The organism is Amycolatopsis sp. NPDC114484, assembly GCF_055633755.1.
This window is the reverse complement of record NZ_JBVKDQ010000009.1, coordinates 172,489-189,229: the sequence shown is the minus strand read 5'-3', so window position 1 is coordinate 189,229 and position 16,741 is coordinate 172,489. Positions and strand designations below refer to the sequence as shown.

Annotated in this window: 16 protein-coding genes; 3 read left to right on the top strand and 13 right to left on the bottom strand. The window is 69.5% G+C overall.

Annotated features, from left to right (window positions below; all coding sequences use genetic code 11):
- Positions 1-291: 291 nt before the first annotated feature.
- The 5 genes from ACZ7SW_RS23185 to ACZ7SW_RS23165 all read right to left on the bottom strand — a co-directional run bounded on the left by ACZ7SW_RS23185 (position 292) and on the right by ACZ7SW_RS23165 (position 6,089).
- On the bottom strand, positions 292-1,725 hold the full coding sequence (locus tag ACZ7SW_RS23185) for an MBOAT family O-acyltransferase (protein WP_470232487.1): 1,434 nt from the start codon (positions 1,723-1,725) through the stop codon (positions 292-294).
- Positions 1,726-2,274: 549 nt separating this feature from the next.
- Entirely contained in the window at positions 2,275-2,949 is a 675-nt protein-coding gene (locus ACZ7SW_RS23180; protein WP_470232486.1) for a TetR/AcrR family transcriptional regulator, read from the bottom strand.
- Between the two features lie 36 nt (positions 2,950-2,985).
- On the bottom strand, positions 2,986-3,942 hold the full coding sequence (gene rlmB, locus ACZ7SW_RS23175; protein WP_354739809.1) for a 23S rRNA (guanosine(2251)-2'-O)-methyltransferase RlmB: 957 nt from the start codon (positions 3,940-3,942) through the stop codon (positions 2,986-2,988).
- Between the two features lie 30 nt (positions 3,943-3,972).
- Positions 3,973-5,358 carry a cysteine--tRNA ligase gene (gene cysS / locus ACZ7SW_RS23170; RefSeq protein ID WP_470232485.1) on the bottom strand — a complete coding sequence of 462 codons (1,386 nt, stop codon included), beginning with the start codon at positions 5,356-5,358 and terminating at the stop codon, positions 3,973-3,975.
- 44 nt (positions 5,359-5,402) lie between these two features.
- Positions 5,403-6,089: an HAD family hydrolase gene (locus ACZ7SW_RS23165; protein WP_470232484.1), complete on the bottom strand. Its 687-nt coding sequence runs from the start codon at positions 6,087-6,089 to the stop codon at positions 5,403-5,405.
- A gap of 116 nt (positions 6,090-6,205) precedes the next feature.
- Between ACZ7SW_RS23165 and ACZ7SW_RS23160 the strand changes: the two genes are divergently transcribed.
- Complete coding sequence (locus ACZ7SW_RS23160; RefSeq protein WP_470232483.1) at positions 6,206-6,355, top strand: hypothetical protein; 150 nt, start codon at positions 6,206-6,208, stop codon at positions 6,353-6,355.
- Positions 6,356-6,626: 271 nt separating this feature from the next.
- Here ACZ7SW_RS23160 and ACZ7SW_RS23155 read toward each other — a convergent pair whose 3' ends face one another.
- The 5 genes from ACZ7SW_RS23155 to ACZ7SW_RS23135 all read right to left on the bottom strand — a co-directional run bounded on the left by ACZ7SW_RS23155 (position 6,627) and on the right by ACZ7SW_RS23135 (position 11,970).
- Entirely contained in the window at positions 6,627-8,099 is a 1,473-nt protein-coding gene (locus ACZ7SW_RS23155) for a type 1 periplasmic-binding domain-containing protein (protein ID WP_470232482.1), read from the bottom strand.
- Complete coding sequence (locus ACZ7SW_RS23150) at positions 8,096-10,093, bottom strand: hypothetical protein (protein ID WP_470232481.1); 1,998 nt, start codon at positions 10,091-10,093, stop codon at positions 8,096-8,098. The genes ACZ7SW_RS23155 and ACZ7SW_RS23150 overlap by 4 nt, the downstream gene beginning before the upstream one ends.
- A gap of 203 nt (positions 10,094-10,296) precedes the next feature.
- On the bottom strand, positions 10,297-10,761 hold the full coding sequence (ispF, locus tag ACZ7SW_RS23145; RefSeq protein WP_470232615.1) for a 2-C-methyl-D-erythritol 2,4-cyclodiphosphate synthase: 465 nt from the start codon (positions 10,759-10,761) through the stop codon (positions 10,297-10,299).
- Positions 10,762-10,766: 5 nt separating this feature from the next.
- Positions 10,767-11,423 carry an IspD/TarI family cytidylyltransferase gene (locus ACZ7SW_RS23140; RefSeq protein ID WP_470232480.1) on the bottom strand — a complete coding sequence of 219 codons (657 nt, stop codon included), beginning with the start codon at positions 11,421-11,423 and terminating at the stop codon, positions 10,767-10,769.
- 55 nt (positions 11,424-11,478) lie between these two features.
- A complete protein-coding gene (locus ACZ7SW_RS23135) occupies positions 11,479-11,970 on the bottom strand; it encodes a CarD family transcriptional regulator (RefSeq protein WP_009084200.1) in 492 nt (163 codons plus the stop codon).
- 274 nt (positions 11,971-12,244) lie between these two features.
- On the opposite strand from ACZ7SW_RS23135, the gene ACZ7SW_RS23130 reads away from it, so the two are divergent.
- Together ACZ7SW_RS23130 and radA are read left to right on the top strand one after the other, a co-directional pair.
- Positions 12,245-12,925 (top strand): copper chaperone PCu(A)C domain-containing protein, encoded by a 681-nt coding sequence (locus tag ACZ7SW_RS23130; protein ID WP_470232479.1) that lies wholly within the window; start codon positions 12,245-12,247, stop codon positions 12,923-12,925.
- Positions 12,926-12,968: 43 nt separating this feature from the next.
- Positions 12,969-14,330: a DNA repair protein RadA gene (gene radA / locus ACZ7SW_RS23125; protein ID WP_470232478.1), complete on the top strand. Its 1,362-nt coding sequence runs from the start codon at positions 12,969-12,971 to the stop codon at positions 14,328-14,330.
- On the opposite strand, the gene ACZ7SW_RS23120 is transcribed toward radA, so the two are convergent.
- The 3 genes from ACZ7SW_RS23120 to ACZ7SW_RS23110 are packed head-to-tail and all read right to left on the bottom strand — an operon-like array spanning position 14,331 to position 16,622.
- Positions 14,331-15,446, bottom strand: coding sequence for a hypothetical protein (locus ACZ7SW_RS23120; RefSeq protein ID WP_470232477.1), 1,116 nt, complete (start codon positions 15,444-15,446; stop codon positions 14,331-14,333).
- On the bottom strand, positions 15,443-16,048 hold the full coding sequence (locus ACZ7SW_RS23115) for an RNA polymerase sigma factor (RefSeq protein ID WP_470232476.1): 606 nt from the start codon (positions 16,046-16,048) through the stop codon (positions 15,443-15,445). The genes ACZ7SW_RS23120 and ACZ7SW_RS23115 overlap by 4 nt, the downstream gene beginning before the upstream one ends.
- A 40-nt stretch (positions 16,049-16,088) precedes the next feature.
- A complete protein-coding gene (locus ACZ7SW_RS23110; RefSeq protein ID WP_470232475.1) occupies positions 16,089-16,622 on the bottom strand; it encodes a hypothetical protein in 534 nt (177 codons plus the stop codon).
- Between the last annotated feature and the right edge of the window lie 119 nt (positions 16,623-16,741).

Here is a 16,741-nt window from a genome sequence, read left to right as displayed (position 1 = left end):
AGCGTCAGTCGGATCGCAGCAGGGGCAATCCGGCAACACGTACAGCCAACGGCCAGGCTGCCGAAGGAAGTCTTGATAGCGCTGCAGTGCTGACCCAGCGTCCCCGACTCCGAGCCGGGCAGCCTTTTTGGCCTGAATGAACTTCGGGGTTTTCGCGAACGTGCCCGAAGCAGTCGAGCGGCGCGTCCGTAATCCAGCGCGCACTGCGCCCGGCGGCTTACGCGACATTTCCTCTTGAGGTCGAAAGCATGTCCGCCATTCTGCCACAAGCATCCCGCGGCGAGGGGGAGATCAGAACTGGTAGTACAGGAACGGGCTGAAAGTCCCCGTAGCCACCAAGATCGCCGCGTAAATCAGGCCCACCGTCATGACCCCGATCCGCAGCGCCGTCGCTCCGCGGCTTCGGGACGATTCCAGCAGCGGACCGGTCACCGGGTGCGCCGGGAGGATGAACACGATCAGTGCCAGCAGCAGGATCACCAGTCGCTGGTTCGTCAGCGCGCTTTCCACGACGTCGCCGAGGCCGCCGAAGTCGGGGATCAGCATGTGGCCGATCATGGACAGTGCGTGGCCGAGGTCGGCGGAGCGGAAGAAAACCCAGCCGAACACCACGAGGATCAGCGTCAGCACTCGGCGGGCGATGCGGGCCGCCGGGCGGGCCGGGGAGTCGCCGAGGTTGAAGCGGCGTTCGATGACCAGGAGCGCGCCGTGGTAGCAGCCCCAGATCAGGAACGTCCATTGCGCGCCGTGCCAGAAACCCGTCAGCACGAAGACGATCGACAGGTTTCGGTACGTCTTTCCGGCACCGGAACGGTTCCCGCCCAGCGGGATGTAGACGTAGTCGCGGAACCAGCGGGACAGCGACATGTGCCAGCGGCGCCAGAACTCCGTGATCGTCACCGATGAGTACGGGCGGGCGAAGTTCTCCGGCAGCCGGAAGCCGAGCATGCGGCCGAGGCCGATCGCCATGTCCGAGTAGCCGGAGAAGTCGAAGAACAACTGCAGGGTGTAGCCGATCGCGCCGAGCCAGGCCGTCGTGAACGTCATCTGGTTCGCCGGGGTCGAGAAGCAGGCCTCGACCATCGGGCTGAGCGAGTCGGCGATGATCGACTTCTTGCACAGGCCCAGCGCGAACCGCGGGAAGCCCGCGGCGATGTCGTCCAGACGGTGCGAACGCCGCTGCGGAAGCTGGTCGGCGATCTCGCGGTAGCGCACGATGGGTCCCGCCACGAGCTGCGGGAACATCGCGATGTACGCGGCGAACGACACCGGGTTGCGCAGCGCGTGCCGCTCGCCGCGGTAGATGTCCACCACGTACGAGATGTGGTGGAAGGTGTAGAAGGAAATGCCGATCGGCACCACGATGTTCGCGACGCCCACATCGCCGCCGAACCAATGCGCGACGGCCGCGATCTGCTGCGTCGCGAAACCGGCGTACTTCCAGATGACCAGCACGAGCACGTCGAGCGTGATGACGCCGATCAGGATCCGCTTCCGGCGCTTGCCGCGGACGTCCCACGGACTGGGTTCCAGCGCTGGGCCGGCCAGGAAGTTCACCGCCATGCAGAGCAGCAGCAGGAACAGGTACGGGCCGGCGCCGATCGTGTAGAACAGCAGGCTCGCGACCGCGACGATGCCGTTGCGCCAGCTGCGCGGGCACACCAGGACCGCGATCAGCACCGCGGGCATGAAGTACCACAAGAACAGCGGCGAAACGAACGACATCGGTGACGGACCCCCTCGGTTCCGGAGGAGACCTTAGCCCGAGCGGGTGGCTTCGCGGAGCGATGCCCGACGGATCACAGCACGAATCACCGAGGGTGACGGATTTGGGGGGATTCCGCCGCTCGCGGTGGGGAAGCGGGCGGCCTGTGAAGGTGCGCCGCGGACGGGCCGAGGGAATCCCGTGGGGCGGGCGGCGACCAGGGGGCAGCGGTTGGGGCGGTTGGGTGGAAGGGCGGTGGGCACGGATATGGCAGTGCGCGGGGCAGCTGCGCGGGAAGGTGATGGGCGCGCGATATGGCAGTGCGCGGGGCGGCGATTGACACAGCGGAGCGGGAAAGTGAGGGGCGTGCGAGGCGTCAGCGCGAGGGGGCAGCGGTTGCGGCGGCTGAGCGAAAGGGTGGTGGCCGTGCAGATACGGCGGCGGTTGGTGCGGGGAGCGGGAAGGTGATGGGCGTCCGAGGCACCAGCGCGAGGCGCAGCGGTTGCGGCGGCTGAGCGATAGCAGCGAGAGTGCCGCCGGGGTGAGCCAGAAGAGACGCTCCGGCGGGCTCAGTCCGTGATCCGGCCCAACCACTCGCCCATCAGCGCCTTCTCCGCCTCGCTCAACCCCGAGACCTGCGGCAACACCGCCCGCAATGCCGTAGCCGCCGCGGCTGGGCCGGGCGTCCGGGACACCGGCCGATCCGTGCTGATCGCCGCGATTACCGCTTCCCGGGCCGCGACCGACACCGCGAGGTCGCGGGAATCCGGCGGCGTCGAGATCAGGCTCAGCGTCGCCCCCGAACCGGCGGCGTGGATCAAAGCCGCCGCGAGAGGCTCCGGCACCCGGAGTCGTCCGGCTGAGGCGATGCGGCTGACTCTCGCCGCGAGGATCTCCAGCGACTTCTCCAAAGCCGGGGAGGGGCCGCCGGGGCGGGTGGTCATCAGCAGGTACAGCGCGGGGTTGGCCAGGCCGAACTCCAGGTGCTGGTCCCAGCCCCGCCGCAGGTCCTCCAACGGGTCCTCGGCGGGGGGCTGGGCCGTTTTCGCCTCCAGGTAATCGGCGTAGCCCTGGACGGTGATGGCGTCGAGCAGCCCGTCCTTGTCGCCGAACAGTCGATAAATCGTCGGCGGCTGGACGCCTGCCGCGGAGCTCACCGCACGGGTCGACACCGCGTCCGGGCCGCCGCTGGCCAGCAGGTCCAGGGCGGCTGTGATGATGCGGGCGCGGGCGTCATCGGGCATGTTATCGACGATAACAGGCCGGTGATTCCAGCGAAATCAGACGCGTCCGGCGATCCGGCGGCGGCGGGCGACCTCGGCCAGCAGCACGCCGGCGGCGACCGAGGCGTTCAGCGATTCCACGCCGGCCGCCATCGGGATCGACACCGTCGCGTCGCAGGTCTCGCGGACCAGCCGGGAAAGGCCGCGGCCTTCCGAGCCGAGCACGATGACCAGCGGGTCCGCCGCCAGGTCGAGGGCGTCGATGTCGACCGTGCCGTCGGCATCGAGGCCGACGATCATCAGGCCCTTCGAAGCCCACGCGCGCAGCTGGCGCGTGAGGTTCGTGGCGACCGCGATCGGCAGCTTCGCCGCGGTGCCGGCGCTCGTGCGCCACGCGACCGCGGTCATTCCGGCGCTGCGGCGTTCCGGCAGCAGGACGCCCTGCGCGCCGAACGCCGCGGCGGACCGGATCACCGCGCCCAGGTTGCGGGGGTCGGTGACGCCGTCGAGCGCGACGAACAGCGGGGTGTTGCCCGAGTCGCGCGCGGCCTGCATCAGGTCGTCCGGGTGCGCGTACTCGAACGGCGGCACCTGCAGGCCGAGGCCCTGGTGCATCGCCCGGTTGGTCTTGCGGTCCAGCTCCTCGCGCGGGATCTCCAGGATCGAGATGCCCTTGTCGCCCGCGAGCCGGACGGCCTCATTGACCCGGTCGTCGATGTCGATGTTGAGCGCGACGTACAGCGCCGTGCCCGGCACGTCCGCGCGCAGCGCCTCGACGACCGGGTTGCGGCCGGCGATCAGTTCCGGCCGGTCGGCCTTCTTCTGCCGGGCCTGGTCGCGCTTGGTGGCGGCGTTGGCAGCGCGGTACGCCTTGTGCCCGGGCCGGTCCTCGGCCTTCGGCGTCGGGCCCTTGCCCTCGAGCGCCTTGCGCCGCTGCCCGCCCGAACCGACGACGGCGCCCTTCTTGGTGCCGGTCTTGCGGATGGCACCTTTGCGCTGTGAGTTGCCTGCCATGAATCCTCAATCTCTGCTGCCGCGAGGAGGTCAGGAGTTCCTGACCGTCCATTGCGGACCGTTCGGGGTGTCTTCCACCGCGATCCCCGCCGCCACGAGACGGTCGCGGGCGGCGTCCGCGCGGGCGAAGTCCTTCGCCGCACGGGCCTCCTGGCGTTCGGCCAGGAGGGCTTCCACGAGCGTGCCCAGCGCTTCGCGGACGGGAGTGTCCGAGCCGCCGTCCGCCCAGTCCGGCGACAGCGGGTCGATGCCGAGCACGCCGGTCATCCCGCGGACCGTGCCGGCCAATTCGAGTGCCTTCGTGGTGTCGCCGCCGTCGAGGGCGGCGTTACCGTCGCGGACCGTGTTGTGCACCACGGCGAACGCGGCCGGGGTCGCCAGGTCGTCGTCCATCGCCGCGGCGAATTCCGGCGCGACCGGGCCGACGTCCACCGCGCCGGCCGACTCCGCCCGGCGCAGGAACGCCTCGATCCGCCGGTAGCCCTGCGCGGCTTCGGAAACCGCGCCTTCGGAGTACTCGACAGTGGACCGATAGTGCGGCTGCACCAGGTAGGAGCGCAGTTCGGGCGCCCGGTAGCGCTCCAGCATCGCCGGGATCGCGACCGTGTTGCCCAGCGATTTCGACATCTTCTCGCCGGACATGGTCACCCACGCGTTGTGCAGCCAGTAGCGGGCGAACCCGTCGCCCGCCGCGTTCGACTGCGCGCGCTCGTTCTCGTGGTGCGGGAACACCAGGTCGACGCCGCCGCCGTGGATGTCGAACTCGGCACCGAGGTAGTTGGTCGCCATCGCCGAGCACTCCAGGTGCCAGCCCGGCCGCCCGTCGCCCCACGGCGTGGGCCACGACGGCTCGCCCGGCTTCGCGCTCTTCCACAGCGTGAAATCGCGCGAATCACGCTTGCCGCGGGTGGGCGTCTCGCCCTGCTGGACCTCGTCGAGCTGCTGCCCGGAGAGCGTGCCGTACTCCGGGAACGACTTCACCGAGAAGTACACGTCGCCGTCCACGGCGTACGCGTGCCCGGCCTCGATCAGCCGCTCCATCAGCCGGACCATCTGCGTGACGTGCCCGGTCGCGCGCGGCGTGACCGACGGCGGGAGGCAGCCGAGATCCTCGTACGCCTTCTCGAACGCCCGCTCGTGCGTCGCCGCCCATTCCCACCACGGCCGTCCGGCGTCGGCGGCCTTGGTGAGGATCTTGTCGTCGATGTCGGTGACGTTGCGGACCAGCAGCACGTCCAGTCCACTGTGGAGCAGCCAGCGGCGGAGCACGTCGTAGTTCAGCATGCCGCGGACGTGCCCGATATGCGGTACTCCCTGCACGGTGGCCCCACACACGTAGATCGACGCCGTTCCGCTGCGGACGGGAGAGAACTCCCGAGGGGCACGGGTCGCGGTGTCGTACAGGTGCAAAGCCACGAGGTAAAGGGTACCGGGAGCACTGTGGGAGACGTCGCAGGACGTCAGAGCACGCCGTGCTCCCGCAACACGCCTAGCAGCGCGTCCGGCCGTTCCGCCGTGGGCAGCGGGTCGACCAGGGCGAACTGGCAGCCCAGCGCGCGGGCGCCGCCGTCGGCCTCTTCGCTGTCGCCGACCATCAGCGTCTCCTCGGCGCGCACGCCGAGCCGCTCGATCGCCGTTTGGAAGATCTCCGGCTCCGGCTTCACGGCCCCGACCTCGAAGGACAGGGTGAACTCGGCGACGTGGGAGTCCCAGCCGCGCTGGCCGAACGCGGGCCGGATGTCGAACGCGATGTTACTCAGCACGCCCGCCTTGCGCCCGCTGCTCGCGACCGCCTTGAGCGCGGCCTCGGTGTCCGGGTACGGCGTCCACTGGTCAGGTGCGATGAGCTGCGCGTACAGCGCCTCGGCCTGGTCGCGCCGGGGCACGCCGGACAGCCGCAGGACCTCCAGGTACACCTTCCGGTGCAGCCGCGGGTCGCGGTCGCGGTTGTGCCAGGCGTGCAGGTGCTCCTCGTCCAGTTCGACGGACTGCTCGACCGGCGCGGTCATCCGCCGCATCAGCTCGGTCTGCGCTTCGACGTCGAGCGCTGAGCCGTCGTCGTCGCGAACGTCGTCGAGCCAGCCGTCCTGCTGCTCAAGCCGGAAAAGAGTGCCGGAGAAGTCGAACAACACCGCGTTGATGGCCACGCGCCAACCCTATCCGGCGTTCCGGGTGCGCCGCCGCCCGTTTGTGGTGCCCGGCTCACGCGGCACCCTTCCTGAATAAGGAGGTCGGCCGATGCGGCAGGTGCCAGCGTGGTCCGATGACTGAGGTGCGGCTGAACAATCTGGCGGGCGCGACCGAGACGGCGGTGATCGTGCCGGTACCGGCCGCGGACGCGGTCGTGGGCCGCTATCGGCAAGTCCGGATCGGATCACCGAGGCGGTGGTCGAAGACTTGCGAGAGGTGCTGACGACGGTCGGCTCCTTCGAGTGCGCGTTCTCGCGGGTCGGCTGGCGGCGCCCATCCCGAACTGATCCCACACCTCACCGTCGGGAGCACCCGCCTGGGCGATCGTTTCGCGCTGAGGCGGGCCGCTGCCGACGTGCGGTCGAAGCTGCCGATCCGGGATGAGATCGGCCGGGTGCGCTTGATCGCTGGCAACGCGGGGGCGGGGTCGTGGCGAACGGCGATCGAGTTCGCGTTGGCGGATGCGTAGGCGCGGGGCGCTTCGAGGTCGACGGTCACGCGGCCGGGACGTACAGCTCCACGAACTCCGGCGTCGCGTCGAGCCGGACCCGCAGGATCGGCACCGCCTTGTTCACCGGGTCGCCGCGGTCGTCGAACGAGATCATGCCGCTCGCTCCCGGGACCGCGGACTGTCCGTGCAGCCGGTTCCGCGCCTGCAGCACGTCCTGCGCGGTGACCTGCTCCGGAGACACCCGCGGGATGCCGCGGATGGCCCAGATCACGGTCAGCACCGCGTCGTGCGCCAGGATCGCGATGCCGTCGTCCAGCCGTTCCCGGGGGAAGACCGCGGTGAAACAGCCGTCGCACGCCGGTTCCTCGAAGCTCGCGACGGCCGCCTTGTTGAACGACTCCGGGTGGTCGCGCCAGGCCTGCGGGTGCGCGAGCCCTGGCGCGAGCACGGTGACGTTCGCCTGGAGACCGCGGCGCATCTCCGGGCCGGGCGGGCCGACTTGGGCGAGGTCGCCGGTCAGCACGGTCAGGTGCTTCTCGAGGCAGGGCCGCTGGGCGAGCTGCGCGACGAACGACTTCAGGTGGTCCTCGCGGCCGGCGAAGTAGACGACGTCCGGGTTGTCGCCGCAGATGTTGGGCATCATCTGCAGGAACGTGTTCTCGATCCCGGGCAGGCTGGAATCGTAGGACTCGGTGCGCCCGACGATCCGGTGCGTGGCGTCGGCGAACGTCTTGGTGAACGCCGTGGCCAGCGTCTTCGGGTACAGATCGCCGGGGTTCTGGTCCTGCACGACGGTGGCGCTGTGCGCGGTCGGTTTCACGTAGCCCGCCATCGAACTGCCGTAGGTCGAGCTGGTCGGGGACACCCGCAGGAACCCGGGGATCTGCGAGAACTCGTCGGCGGCCAGGTGCGAGGCGACGACCGGGACGCGGTGGTCGGACAGCTTCTGGATGGCTCTGCGCGCGGTGTCGAGGCTCAGCCCGATCCCGGTCACGCCCACGATCCGGTCGGCTCCGGTGCGACCGATCAGGTCGTCGACCACCGGCTCCCACTGTTTGAGCTGGCTGCCGGGGTTCGCGAGCAGCAGCCGGATGAGCGGCACGCTGCCCCATGACTGCGTTTTGTTGGCCCGGTGCTGGGCGACATACGCCCCTTCGAGCTGATGCCGCACCCATTCGGGGGAAAGAATGTCGTGGTCGGTGAGCGTCATCGGCAGCAGCACCGCGATGGTCACGTACGGTTTCCCGGAGCCGACGGTTTCGGTATTTTCCTGATGAATTCTGTTTTCCACATCCGTGAGGTCGGGCGAGAATACGAATTCGCCGTCAGTCGTGCCGATGCATTCGGAATTCTCACCGCGCTCCTCGACGCCGGTGCCGCACGTGCGATTCGCCTCGCTGATCGCCGGGACGACGACGAAAGCCGCGACGACGATGACCACGACCAGCAGCGCCGCGCCGCCGCCCCACAGCCACTTCGCCCAGGTCGGCCGCGGCGGCTTGATCCGTTGCGTCATCGGTAGCGCTCCGCTCGCTCGTGCAGCAGCATCGATCCTCGTCCCCGGCCTTGGGCCAGATGGTGGAATCCGCTCTCGATCGTGGCGTTGAGGGTGCCGCCCGGGTCACCGAGCGGATCGCGCGCCAGCCACAGCGAAACGACCAGCCACGCCACGGTGGTCTCCAGTTCGCCTTCCCATTCCCCGACGCGCTGCTGCACCTGCGTGTACGGGTCCGCGTTCTCCACCAGGCGGTTGGGGGCGGCGGTGATCGTGTCCAGTTCGGCGAGCCACGCTTCCGCGGTCGGTACGTCGAACTCGGCGTGCGCCGAGCTGAGCGGCTTGCACAGATGCGTCACCACCGCGTCGACGTTTTCGAGCGCCAGATCGTGGTAGCGGGCGGCGGCGACCCGGCCGTTCTTCTCGTAGAAATCGCGGCAGCGCGTGTGCACCTTCTCCCAGTTCAACGGGTGGTCGTCGGCACGCGTGGCCAGCTTCCGCAGCAGCAACCGGCGCAGCCACGGGTGCAGGATGTAGCGGGACGGATCGTCCGGATCCGCCCGCAGCCACAGCTGGTCGGCGAGCTGCTTGAACAGCGGCCCCTCGCCCATCGGATTGCGCAGATCGAGAATTTCCTTGTGGAACAGCATTTCCACGTCGACCGCGGCGCTCGCGGTGACGAGCTCCTGACGGCTCGCGGTCGAAAAGTCCTGCAGCAGGTAGTCGCACATCTCGGCGAGCAACGTGGTGTCGCTGCCGTCTTCCGCGATTACCTTGGTGTACAAGGCTTCCCGCAGCGTGTTCGGGTTGGCCGGCTCGTATCGCGCGGCGACGGTGTGCAGCACTTCCCGCACCGCGCCGGGATGTCCGTCGGTGAGCCGGGACAGGAACCGCGGCAGCCGCGACGTCGGATGCACGTCGTGCGCGGCGGCGACATCGACGACGTCGCCGCTGGAAAGCGTGCCGAGTTCCAGCAGATACCACGGGGACCAGCGGTTGTCCGGCTGGCCGGGGATCCAATCGGTTTCCACGTGCGCGGGCAGCCGCGGCACCGGCCATTCGAGACCGCTGGTCCGGTGCTCCGGGTTCCGGCGGATCTCCCGGTCGCTGCCGGGATGCGCGGTGACCATCGACCAGCTTTCGCCCCAGTCCGGGTTCCACGTCCGGCTCGTCGCGATCACCACCAGCGGATCGGCCTCGTCCGGCGTGTGCCTGCGCGACTCGGCGAGCGTGCGCAGGAAGTCCTGTCCGCCCTTCGTGTGCGCGTTGTCCAGCAATACCAGGCAATTCATCGTCCGCCGGGTGCCGGAGAGGCCGGAGTACGCGCGGCGCAGGTCGGCGAGGAACGCGTCGCAGATGATCGCGTCGACCGCCGCCCGGTCGTCCTCGTCGCCGTGGGCGTGCTTGGCGATCTCGATCAGGAAGTCCTGGTGATTGCCGTGTCCGGTCGGCATGGCCTTGACCTTGCCCATCAGCCGCCGCCGGTCGTACCAGCTGAGCCCGCGCAGCAGCAGCTCGGTCGCCTCGTTCCAGCCGGGAAGGCTGTTGCCGGACGTGACCCCGCCGACGAGCTTGACGACGTCCACGATCGTGTCGCGATTGCGTTCCAGCGGCTGGTTTTTCGCGATCAGCTCCCGGAGCTTGCGCAGCGCGGCCCTGCGGTCGCCGAGTTCGACCGGGGCGCTGAGCACGAGCATGCATAGCCACAGCCGGGGAAACGCGATACGGCCGAATTGCCGCCATTGCCTTCCGAGATCGAAAGCCAAGTGGCCCAGCAGTTCTCGTGGCTGAATCTGCTCCCAGTCCCGCCGCTCGAAATCCACGAGCGCGTGCGGGATGTCCTCGCATCGAGTGCGCAATTCCTCCAGCAGCGCCGACTTCCCCGAGCCGCGCACGCCGAGCGCGACCGCGATCGGCAGTGGTCTGCTCTGCCCTCCCGGACGGCTCAGCAGTTCTTCGACCAGCCTTCCGGTGATCGAACGTACTCCGGACAAGCGATGCGCATCGACGGGCATCGTCCCCCTTTGGCCCGGGCGGCCCCGCTCCCTGCCGCCGCAAACGTCGCGAAATAACTATAATGAGCCGCGGGTACCCGCGCAGAAGTTAGCGGAGATCTTTGCCGGATCGATGAAGATCGTTTTACCGGGCCATGTTGTTCTCGCTGGTCAAGTATCGGGAAAAATGGAATATCACGATTTCCCGCGCGAGCGAATTTCGCTCAGCCGCGCACCAGCAGCGCGGTCGCGACCGCCGCGACGCCCTCGCCCCGGCCGGTGAGCCCGAGCCCGTCGGACGTCGTTCCCGAGACGCTCACCGGTCCGCCGATCGCGTCGCTCAGCACCTGCTGCGCCTCGTCGCGCCGCTTCCCGATCCGCGGGTGGTTGCCGATGACCTGCACGGTCGCGTTGGCCACCTGCCAGCCTTCGGCCCGCAGCAACGCGCGCACCTCGACGAGCATGTCGGTGCCGTGCGCGCCGTCCATGCGCGGATCGCCAGTGCCGAAAACCGCGCCGAGATCGCCGAGGCCGGAGGCGGACAGCAGGGCGTCGCACAGCGCGTGTGCCGCGACGTCGCCGTCGGAGTGGCCCGCGCAGCCGTCGACTCCGGGCCACAGCAGGCCGGCCATCCAGCATTCCCGGCCTGGCTCGACCGGATGGACGTCGACGCCGTTGCCTACCCGCAGATCGGTCACAGGGGATCCTCTCGGTCCCCGCCTGCGACGAGCGCCTCTGCGAGGGTCAGTTCGAAGGCGCTCGCGACGCGCATCGCGTCCGGATCGCCGGGGACGGTGGCGGCGCCCGCGGTGTCGGCGAGACCGGGGTCCGCGGAATCGACGAGTGCGGAGCGGAATGCGGAAAGGGAAAAACCAACCGGAGTTTGTGCGCTGCGGAGTCCGTCGCGATCCACCGTGGCGGTGACAATTCCGTTCTCGTCAGTGGTTTTCACCGTGTCGGACATCGGCAGCACCGGCACCGCGACGGGTGCGCCCTCGCGGACCGCAGCCAGCACCTGCCGGACCGTCCGTTGTGGAGTGAACGCCCGCAGCGCGTCGTGCACCAGCACGACGGCGTCCGGGGAAAGAAGCGGCTCGACGGCGGCGAATGCCTGCCGGAGCGACGCGCCGGGAACGACCCGGCAGCCGAGGCCGCTCAAGGCCTCGGAAAACGACTTCGCACACCGCTCGGGGGCTGCGGCGACCACCAGATCGATCTCCGGTGTGCCGAGCAGCCCCCGCACGGTGTGCGTGAGTAGTGCTGCACCACCGACCGCCGCGAGCGCTGACTCGGGATCGGCCGGACGGTGCGCGACAGTCACGAACGCGACACTGAGCACCTGTGGGTTCATCAGGTCGTGATCGTAGGGAACCGGTTGCCTCGGCGGCGAACCGGAGGACCCGGGGTCAGACCGTCGCGGTCTCCAGAACCTCGTCGAGGAGCGTTTCCGCCTTGCCCTCGTCGGTGCCCTCCGCGAGCGCGAGCTCGCTGACCAGGATTTGCCGTGCCTTCGCCAGCATGCGTTTCTCGCCGGCTGAAAGTCCGCGGTCCTTTTCTCGCCGCCAGAGGTCGCGCACCACTTCGGCCACCTTGTTCACATCGCCGGAGGCGAGCTTCTCCAGGTTGGCCTTGTACCGACGAGACCAGTTCGTGGGCTCTTCGGTGTGCGGAGCACGCAGAACATCGAAGACCTTGTCCAGTCCTTCTTGCCCGACGACATCGCGCACGCCGACGATCTCGGCGTTGTCCGCGGGCACGCGAACCGTAAGATCCCCTTGCGCGACTTTGAGGACGAGGTACTTCTTTTCCTCGCCCTTGATCACGCGGGTCTCGATGGCTTCGATGAGTGCGGCACCGTGGTGCGGGTAGACGACGGTCTCTCCGACCTTGAAAACCATGTGTCCTCTGCCCCTTTCGCTGATTCCATCCTATCACGGCTGTTCGGCGGCCACCTAGCGACCCGGGATCGTCGTCGCAGGTCAGCGGCCTGAGCGGGGCTTGACAAACCGGTTTTCGCCGTGCTCATGCAGGTGAGCCGACAGCGCCCCGACCGGCACCGTGAGATCCTTTGTGGACAGTCGATCGGCCGGGAACGCACACCGGTTCCGCGCGCGGAGAACCGCCCGGCTAGTCTTCGGGAAGGACGAGGCCGTGAAAGGGAAGGACTCTGACGTGAGGCTGCAGAATCGCCGCGTGCTCGGCGCAGGCGTGTCGGCGCTCGGCGCCGCACTCGTGCTCGCCGGTTGCGGAGCCGGTCAGATCACCCAGACCGACACCCAGCAGCCCGCCGTCAACGGCACCTACGCCCAGGTGAAGACGATCGTGCTGCGCAACGTCGCGGTGCAGTACCCGGCGCAGGGCCCCGGCTACGCCGCCGGTTCGCCCGCCCCGCTCACGCTCACCGTCGTCAACCAGGGCCAGAAGGACGACAAGCTCGTCTCGGTGACCTCCGAGGGCACTTCCGGCCCCGCGCAGATCTCCGGGGACTCGGCGATCGTCGCCGGCCACTCGCTCGTGATCGGCCCGGCCGACGCGGTCGAGCAGGGCGCTCCGGCGCAGCCGGAATCGGCGAACAGCACGCCCGCCTCCGAGACCAACTCGGCGGCCAACGGCGCGCCCAGCTCCGCTCCGAACAGCTCGTCGAGCTCGGCCCCCAACTCGGCGTCGAACGCGCCGCAGGCGGGCGAGAACGGCGGCGCGGCGAGCCAGCTCGGCACCGGCAAGGTCGTGCTGCAGGGGCTCAAGCAGCCGCTGTGGCCGGGCGCGACGATCAAGGTCACCTTCACCTTCCAGAACGCAGGCCCGATCGTGGTCGAGCTGCCGGTCGCCGCGCCGGCGCACCCGCGGTCCTGATCGCCGCCGCGTTTCTGTCGGTGCCCGCCGATAGCCTCGCGGCGTGGTGAAGAAGACCAGCACCGTCCACCGGTGCGCGGAATGCGGGTACGAAACGGCGAAGTGGGTCGGTCGCTGCCCGGAATGCCAGGCGTGGGGCACGCTCGAGGAGCGCGGCTCCGCGAAACCGGCGATCGCGCGGGTTGCCGCCGGAGCGCCGAGTGCGCCCGCGCGGCCGATCGCCGAGGTCGACGTCGAGGCGGCACGGGCGAAGGCCACCGGCGTGCCGGAGCTGGACCGCGTGCTCGGCGGCGGGCTCGTGCCCGGCGCGGTGGTGCTGCTGGCGGGCGAACCCGGGGTCGGCAAATCCACGCTGCTGCTCGAAGTCGCCTATCAATGGGCGGCCACGGCCGGGCGTTCGCTGTATGTCACGGGCGAGGAATCCGCGGGACAGGTCCGGCTGCGCGCCGAGCGCACCGGCAACGTGCACGGTGAGATGTTCCTCGCGGCGGAGAGCGATCTGTCCGCGATCCTCGGGCACGTCGACGTGGTCAAACCCGGCGTGCTGATCGTCGATTCGGTCCAGACCATGGCGTCGCCGCAGGTCGAGGGCTCGCCGGGCGGGGTGACGCAGGTCCGCGCGGTCACCTCCGGGCTCGTCGCGCTCGCCAAGGAACGCGGGCTGCCGGTCCTGCTCGTGGGACATGTCACGAAGGACGGTTCGGTCGCCGGTCCGCGCGTGCTGGAGCACCTGGTGGACGTGGTGCTGCAATTCGAGGGCGACAAGCATTCGACGCTGCGGATGGTGCGCGGCATCAAGAACCGGTTCGGCGCGGCGGACGAGATCGGCTGTTTCGAGCTCACCGAGGAAGGCATCGTCGGGGTGCCGGACCCGTCCGGCCTGTTCCTGAGCCGGACGGCGGAAGCGGTGCCGGGCACCGCGGTCACGGTCGCGGTCGAAGGGAAACGGCCGCTGCTGGGCGAGGTGCAGGCGCTGGTGTCGAGCAGCGGCATGCCGCAGCCGCGGCGCGCGGTGAGCGGCCTCGATTCGGCACGGGTCGCCATGGTGCTCGCCGTGATGGAGAAACGCGGCCGGATGAAGCTGGGCGACAAGGACGTCTACGTCGCGACGGTGGGCGGCATGAAGATCACCGAGCCCGCCATCGACCTGGCGCTGGTGCTCGCGCTGACCTCGTCACTGCACGAGGTGGCGCTGTCGCCGCGGCTGGTGGCGGTGGGCGAGGTCGGGCTGGCCGGCGAGATCCGGCGGGTGCCGAACGTGGGCCGCCGGCTCGCCGAGGCGGCCCGGCTGGGCTTCACGCACGCGCTGGTGCCGCCGGATTCCGGCAAGCTCCCGGACGGCATCCGGGTGCTGGAGGTGCCCGACGTGGCGAGTGCGCTCAACGCGGCGAATCACGCGAAATGATCAGCCGCCCGTCCGGTCAGTGGTCTCGGACGAGAACTGGACGGAGCTGACCAAGCTGCCGGGCGAGAGCCCGACCGAGGGGGCCTTGGCGATCAACTGGATATCGGTCAGCTGAACCTGCGACCGGCTGACCGAGACGAGCACTTTGTACAGGCCGGTGGACGCCGAGTACTGGGAGATCTCCGGGCTGATCTGTACCAGGTGGAAGCCGAGCGCCGGATTTTCCATCACTTTCAGGAAGGCGCTCCGCAGATCTCTCGAGGCGTACCCGGAAACGAGCACGTTCAGGATCATCTCGGTCGCCGCCGGATAGTTGATGCCGCTGGGGAACTGCTTGGCGCCGCTGTAGGTCAGCGGCAGCGGCAGCGGCCCCTCGCCCTTGAGCGGCGATTGCGGAGGGGGCGGCGACTGCGGAGGGTCGAGGTCCGTGAGGAGGAGGGCGGTGAGCTTGCCGGGTGTGGTCGGCAGGCTCGCGACGAATTCCGGGGTCGGGCGATTCCATCCCGGCGGGATAGTGTCGGACCAGCGGTCCGGGTGGGGGAAGTCCTTGCTGAAGTGCCCGCCGGGCGCGGATTCCTCGAACTGCGCCGGTCCGGGCAGCTTCTCGCCGTCTTGTGCCTTTCCGCCCATCAGCTCCGGCGGCGAGGACCGGGTCCAGCGGCCTTTCCAGATCCCGGCCGGGTCGGCCGGGACCCAGAGGTCCAGCTGTTCCCGGATGGTGAACGCACTCCTGCCCTCCACCCACGCGGTGCGGCCGTACTTGGTCACGACGTGGTTGAACGGCGCGCCCGCTTCGCGGCCGTCCGTAGCGGAGCCCGGGCCCGCGGGCGCCAGCGTCGTCGGCGCGCTGGCGAGTTCCCGGACTACGACCACGCCGCCGGTCAGCAGCGCGACCGCGGCGGCCACGGCGATCCATCGCCACGCACCAGAGCGCTTTTTCCGTTGCGGGACAGCGAGTTCGTCCGATTCGCTCGCTGCCGCGGCGGCTCGCAGCATGCTCGCGCGGGCCCGGTCGAGTTCGGCGCGGTCGGTGGTCGCCTCGTGCGGGTGCAGCGCGGCGAGGGCCTCGTCGAGTTCGGCGTCGGACCACAGATGCCGCACGGTGTCGTCGTTCACTGTTCCTTCGCCTCCTCGCGGCTTGATGCGCCCGCGTTGGTGCGCAGCCATCTGCGGATCCGGTGCAGCCTCGAGCGCACGGTGCCCGGCGGGATGCCGAGCGCCTCGGCGACTTCGACCGGTTCCAGCCCGGCCCACGAGACCAGCAGCAGAGTGTCGCGGTCGGCGACGCTCAGCTTCGCCAGCGCGCCGGCCAGCTGTGCCGTGCGGGCCTGGGCGTCCACCTGCTCGGCGACCCGGGTGTCGTGCCCGCCGTGGCCGCGGTCGCTGGAATTCGCGAGCCGAGCGGTGGCTCGCAGCGCCCGGGTTTCGCTGCGGACGTGGTGACGCAGCAGGTTCGTCGCGATCCCGTACAGCCACGAGCGCGCGGTGCCCAGTTCCGGTCGATAAGACTCTCGCCGGCGCAGCGCGACGAGGAAGGTCTCGGCGACGAGATCGTGTGCGGTATCCGGGCCGACGCGGCGCGCGAGATAGCGGTGCATGGTCGCCGCGTGCGCGTCGAACAGCCGCCCGAAGGCCGGGGCGGGATCGGGTCCGCCCAGGTCGGGGCGGTCCTGCGGGCCGGTCGACACCGGCTCGGGACCGTCATGGGTCACCTGCATGCCTGTTCTTGCCCGCACCCGCGGCGAGCGTTCACGGCCGTCACCAGATGGGATGGTCGCTGAACTTCTCCAGCGTGCTCACCGACGGCCGGACGAACCAGAGCCCGGCGCTGTAGCCGATCAGGCCGATGGCGAAATTCGCGAACGTCGCGAGCAGTTCGGTGAAGCCGAGCTTGGCGTGGTTGCCCCAGAGATCCACCAGCGCGGACACCCCGAGCGCGATCAGGCAGCTGACCGAGAGCGCGGTGAAACAGGCGGTCAGCGCCGCGCGCGTGCCGCGAGCCCGGGCGATGACCAGGTAGTCGCCTTGCAGGCAGCGGCGCGCGGACAGCACCACCACCGCGATGGCGAGCACGGACAGCAGCGGCAGCAGCAAGGCGGTGAGACCGAGCAGGCCGCTCGGCAGGCTGTGCCCGTGCAGCGGACGGTTCACGAGCGCGGTGAGCCCGAAAACGAGCAGCGTGCCGATCGCCATCGAAACCCCGGTGACCACGGAGGCGAAGCGCACCCGGGCGGCGAAAAGCGGCGGCAACGGGGCATACTCCGCAGCCTGCTGCCCGTAGTACTGCTTCACCGCATCACCTCCGCGCCGGCAATCCGAACGAATGTGCAAATGCCCGTGAAGGCCACCTTAACGGAATGCGATTCCGGCAAGGCGGCCTTCACGGCACTTGTCACCGAGGCGTGCTAACC

What these genes read in the sequence shown, in the direction of transcription:
- ACZ7SW_RS23135 (WP_009084200.1), bottom strand. Translation starts at nt 11,970, where the DNA reads ATGGTTTTCAAGGTCGGAGAGACCGTCGTCTACCCGCACCACGGTGCC.
- ACZ7SW_RS23150 (WP_470232481.1), bottom strand. Translation starts at nt 10,093, where the DNA reads ATGCCCGTCGATGCGCATCGCTTGTCCGGAGTACGTTCGATCACCGGA.
- ACZ7SW_RS23160 (WP_470232483.1), top strand. Translation starts at nt 6,206, where the DNA reads ATGACTGAGGTGCGGCTGAACAATCTGGCGGGCGCGACCGAGACGGCG.
- rlmB (WP_354739809.1), bottom strand. Translation starts at nt 3,942, where the DNA reads ATGGCAGGCAACTCACAGCGCAAAGGTGCCATCCGCAAGACCGGCACC.
- ACZ7SW_RS23180 (WP_470232486.1), bottom strand. Translation starts at nt 2,949, where the DNA reads ATGCCCGATGACGCCCGCGCCCGCATCATCACAGCCGCCCTGGACCTG.
- ACZ7SW_RS23140 (WP_470232480.1), bottom strand. Translation starts at nt 11,423, where the DNA reads ATGAACCCACAGGTGCTCAGTGTCGCGTTCGTGACTGTCGCGCACCGT.
- ACZ7SW_RS23185 (WP_470232487.1), bottom strand. Translation starts at nt 1,725, where the DNA reads ATGTCGTTCGTTTCGCCGCTGTTCTTGTGGTACTTCATGCCCGCGGTG.
- ACZ7SW_RS23155 (WP_470232482.1), bottom strand. Translation starts at nt 8,099, where the DNA reads ATGACGCAACGGATCAAGCCGCCGCGGCCGACCTGGGCGAAGTGGCTG.
- ACZ7SW_RS23115 (WP_470232476.1), bottom strand. Translation starts at nt 16,048, where the DNA reads ATGCAGGTGACCCATGACGGTCCCGAGCCGGTGTCGACCGGCCCGCAG.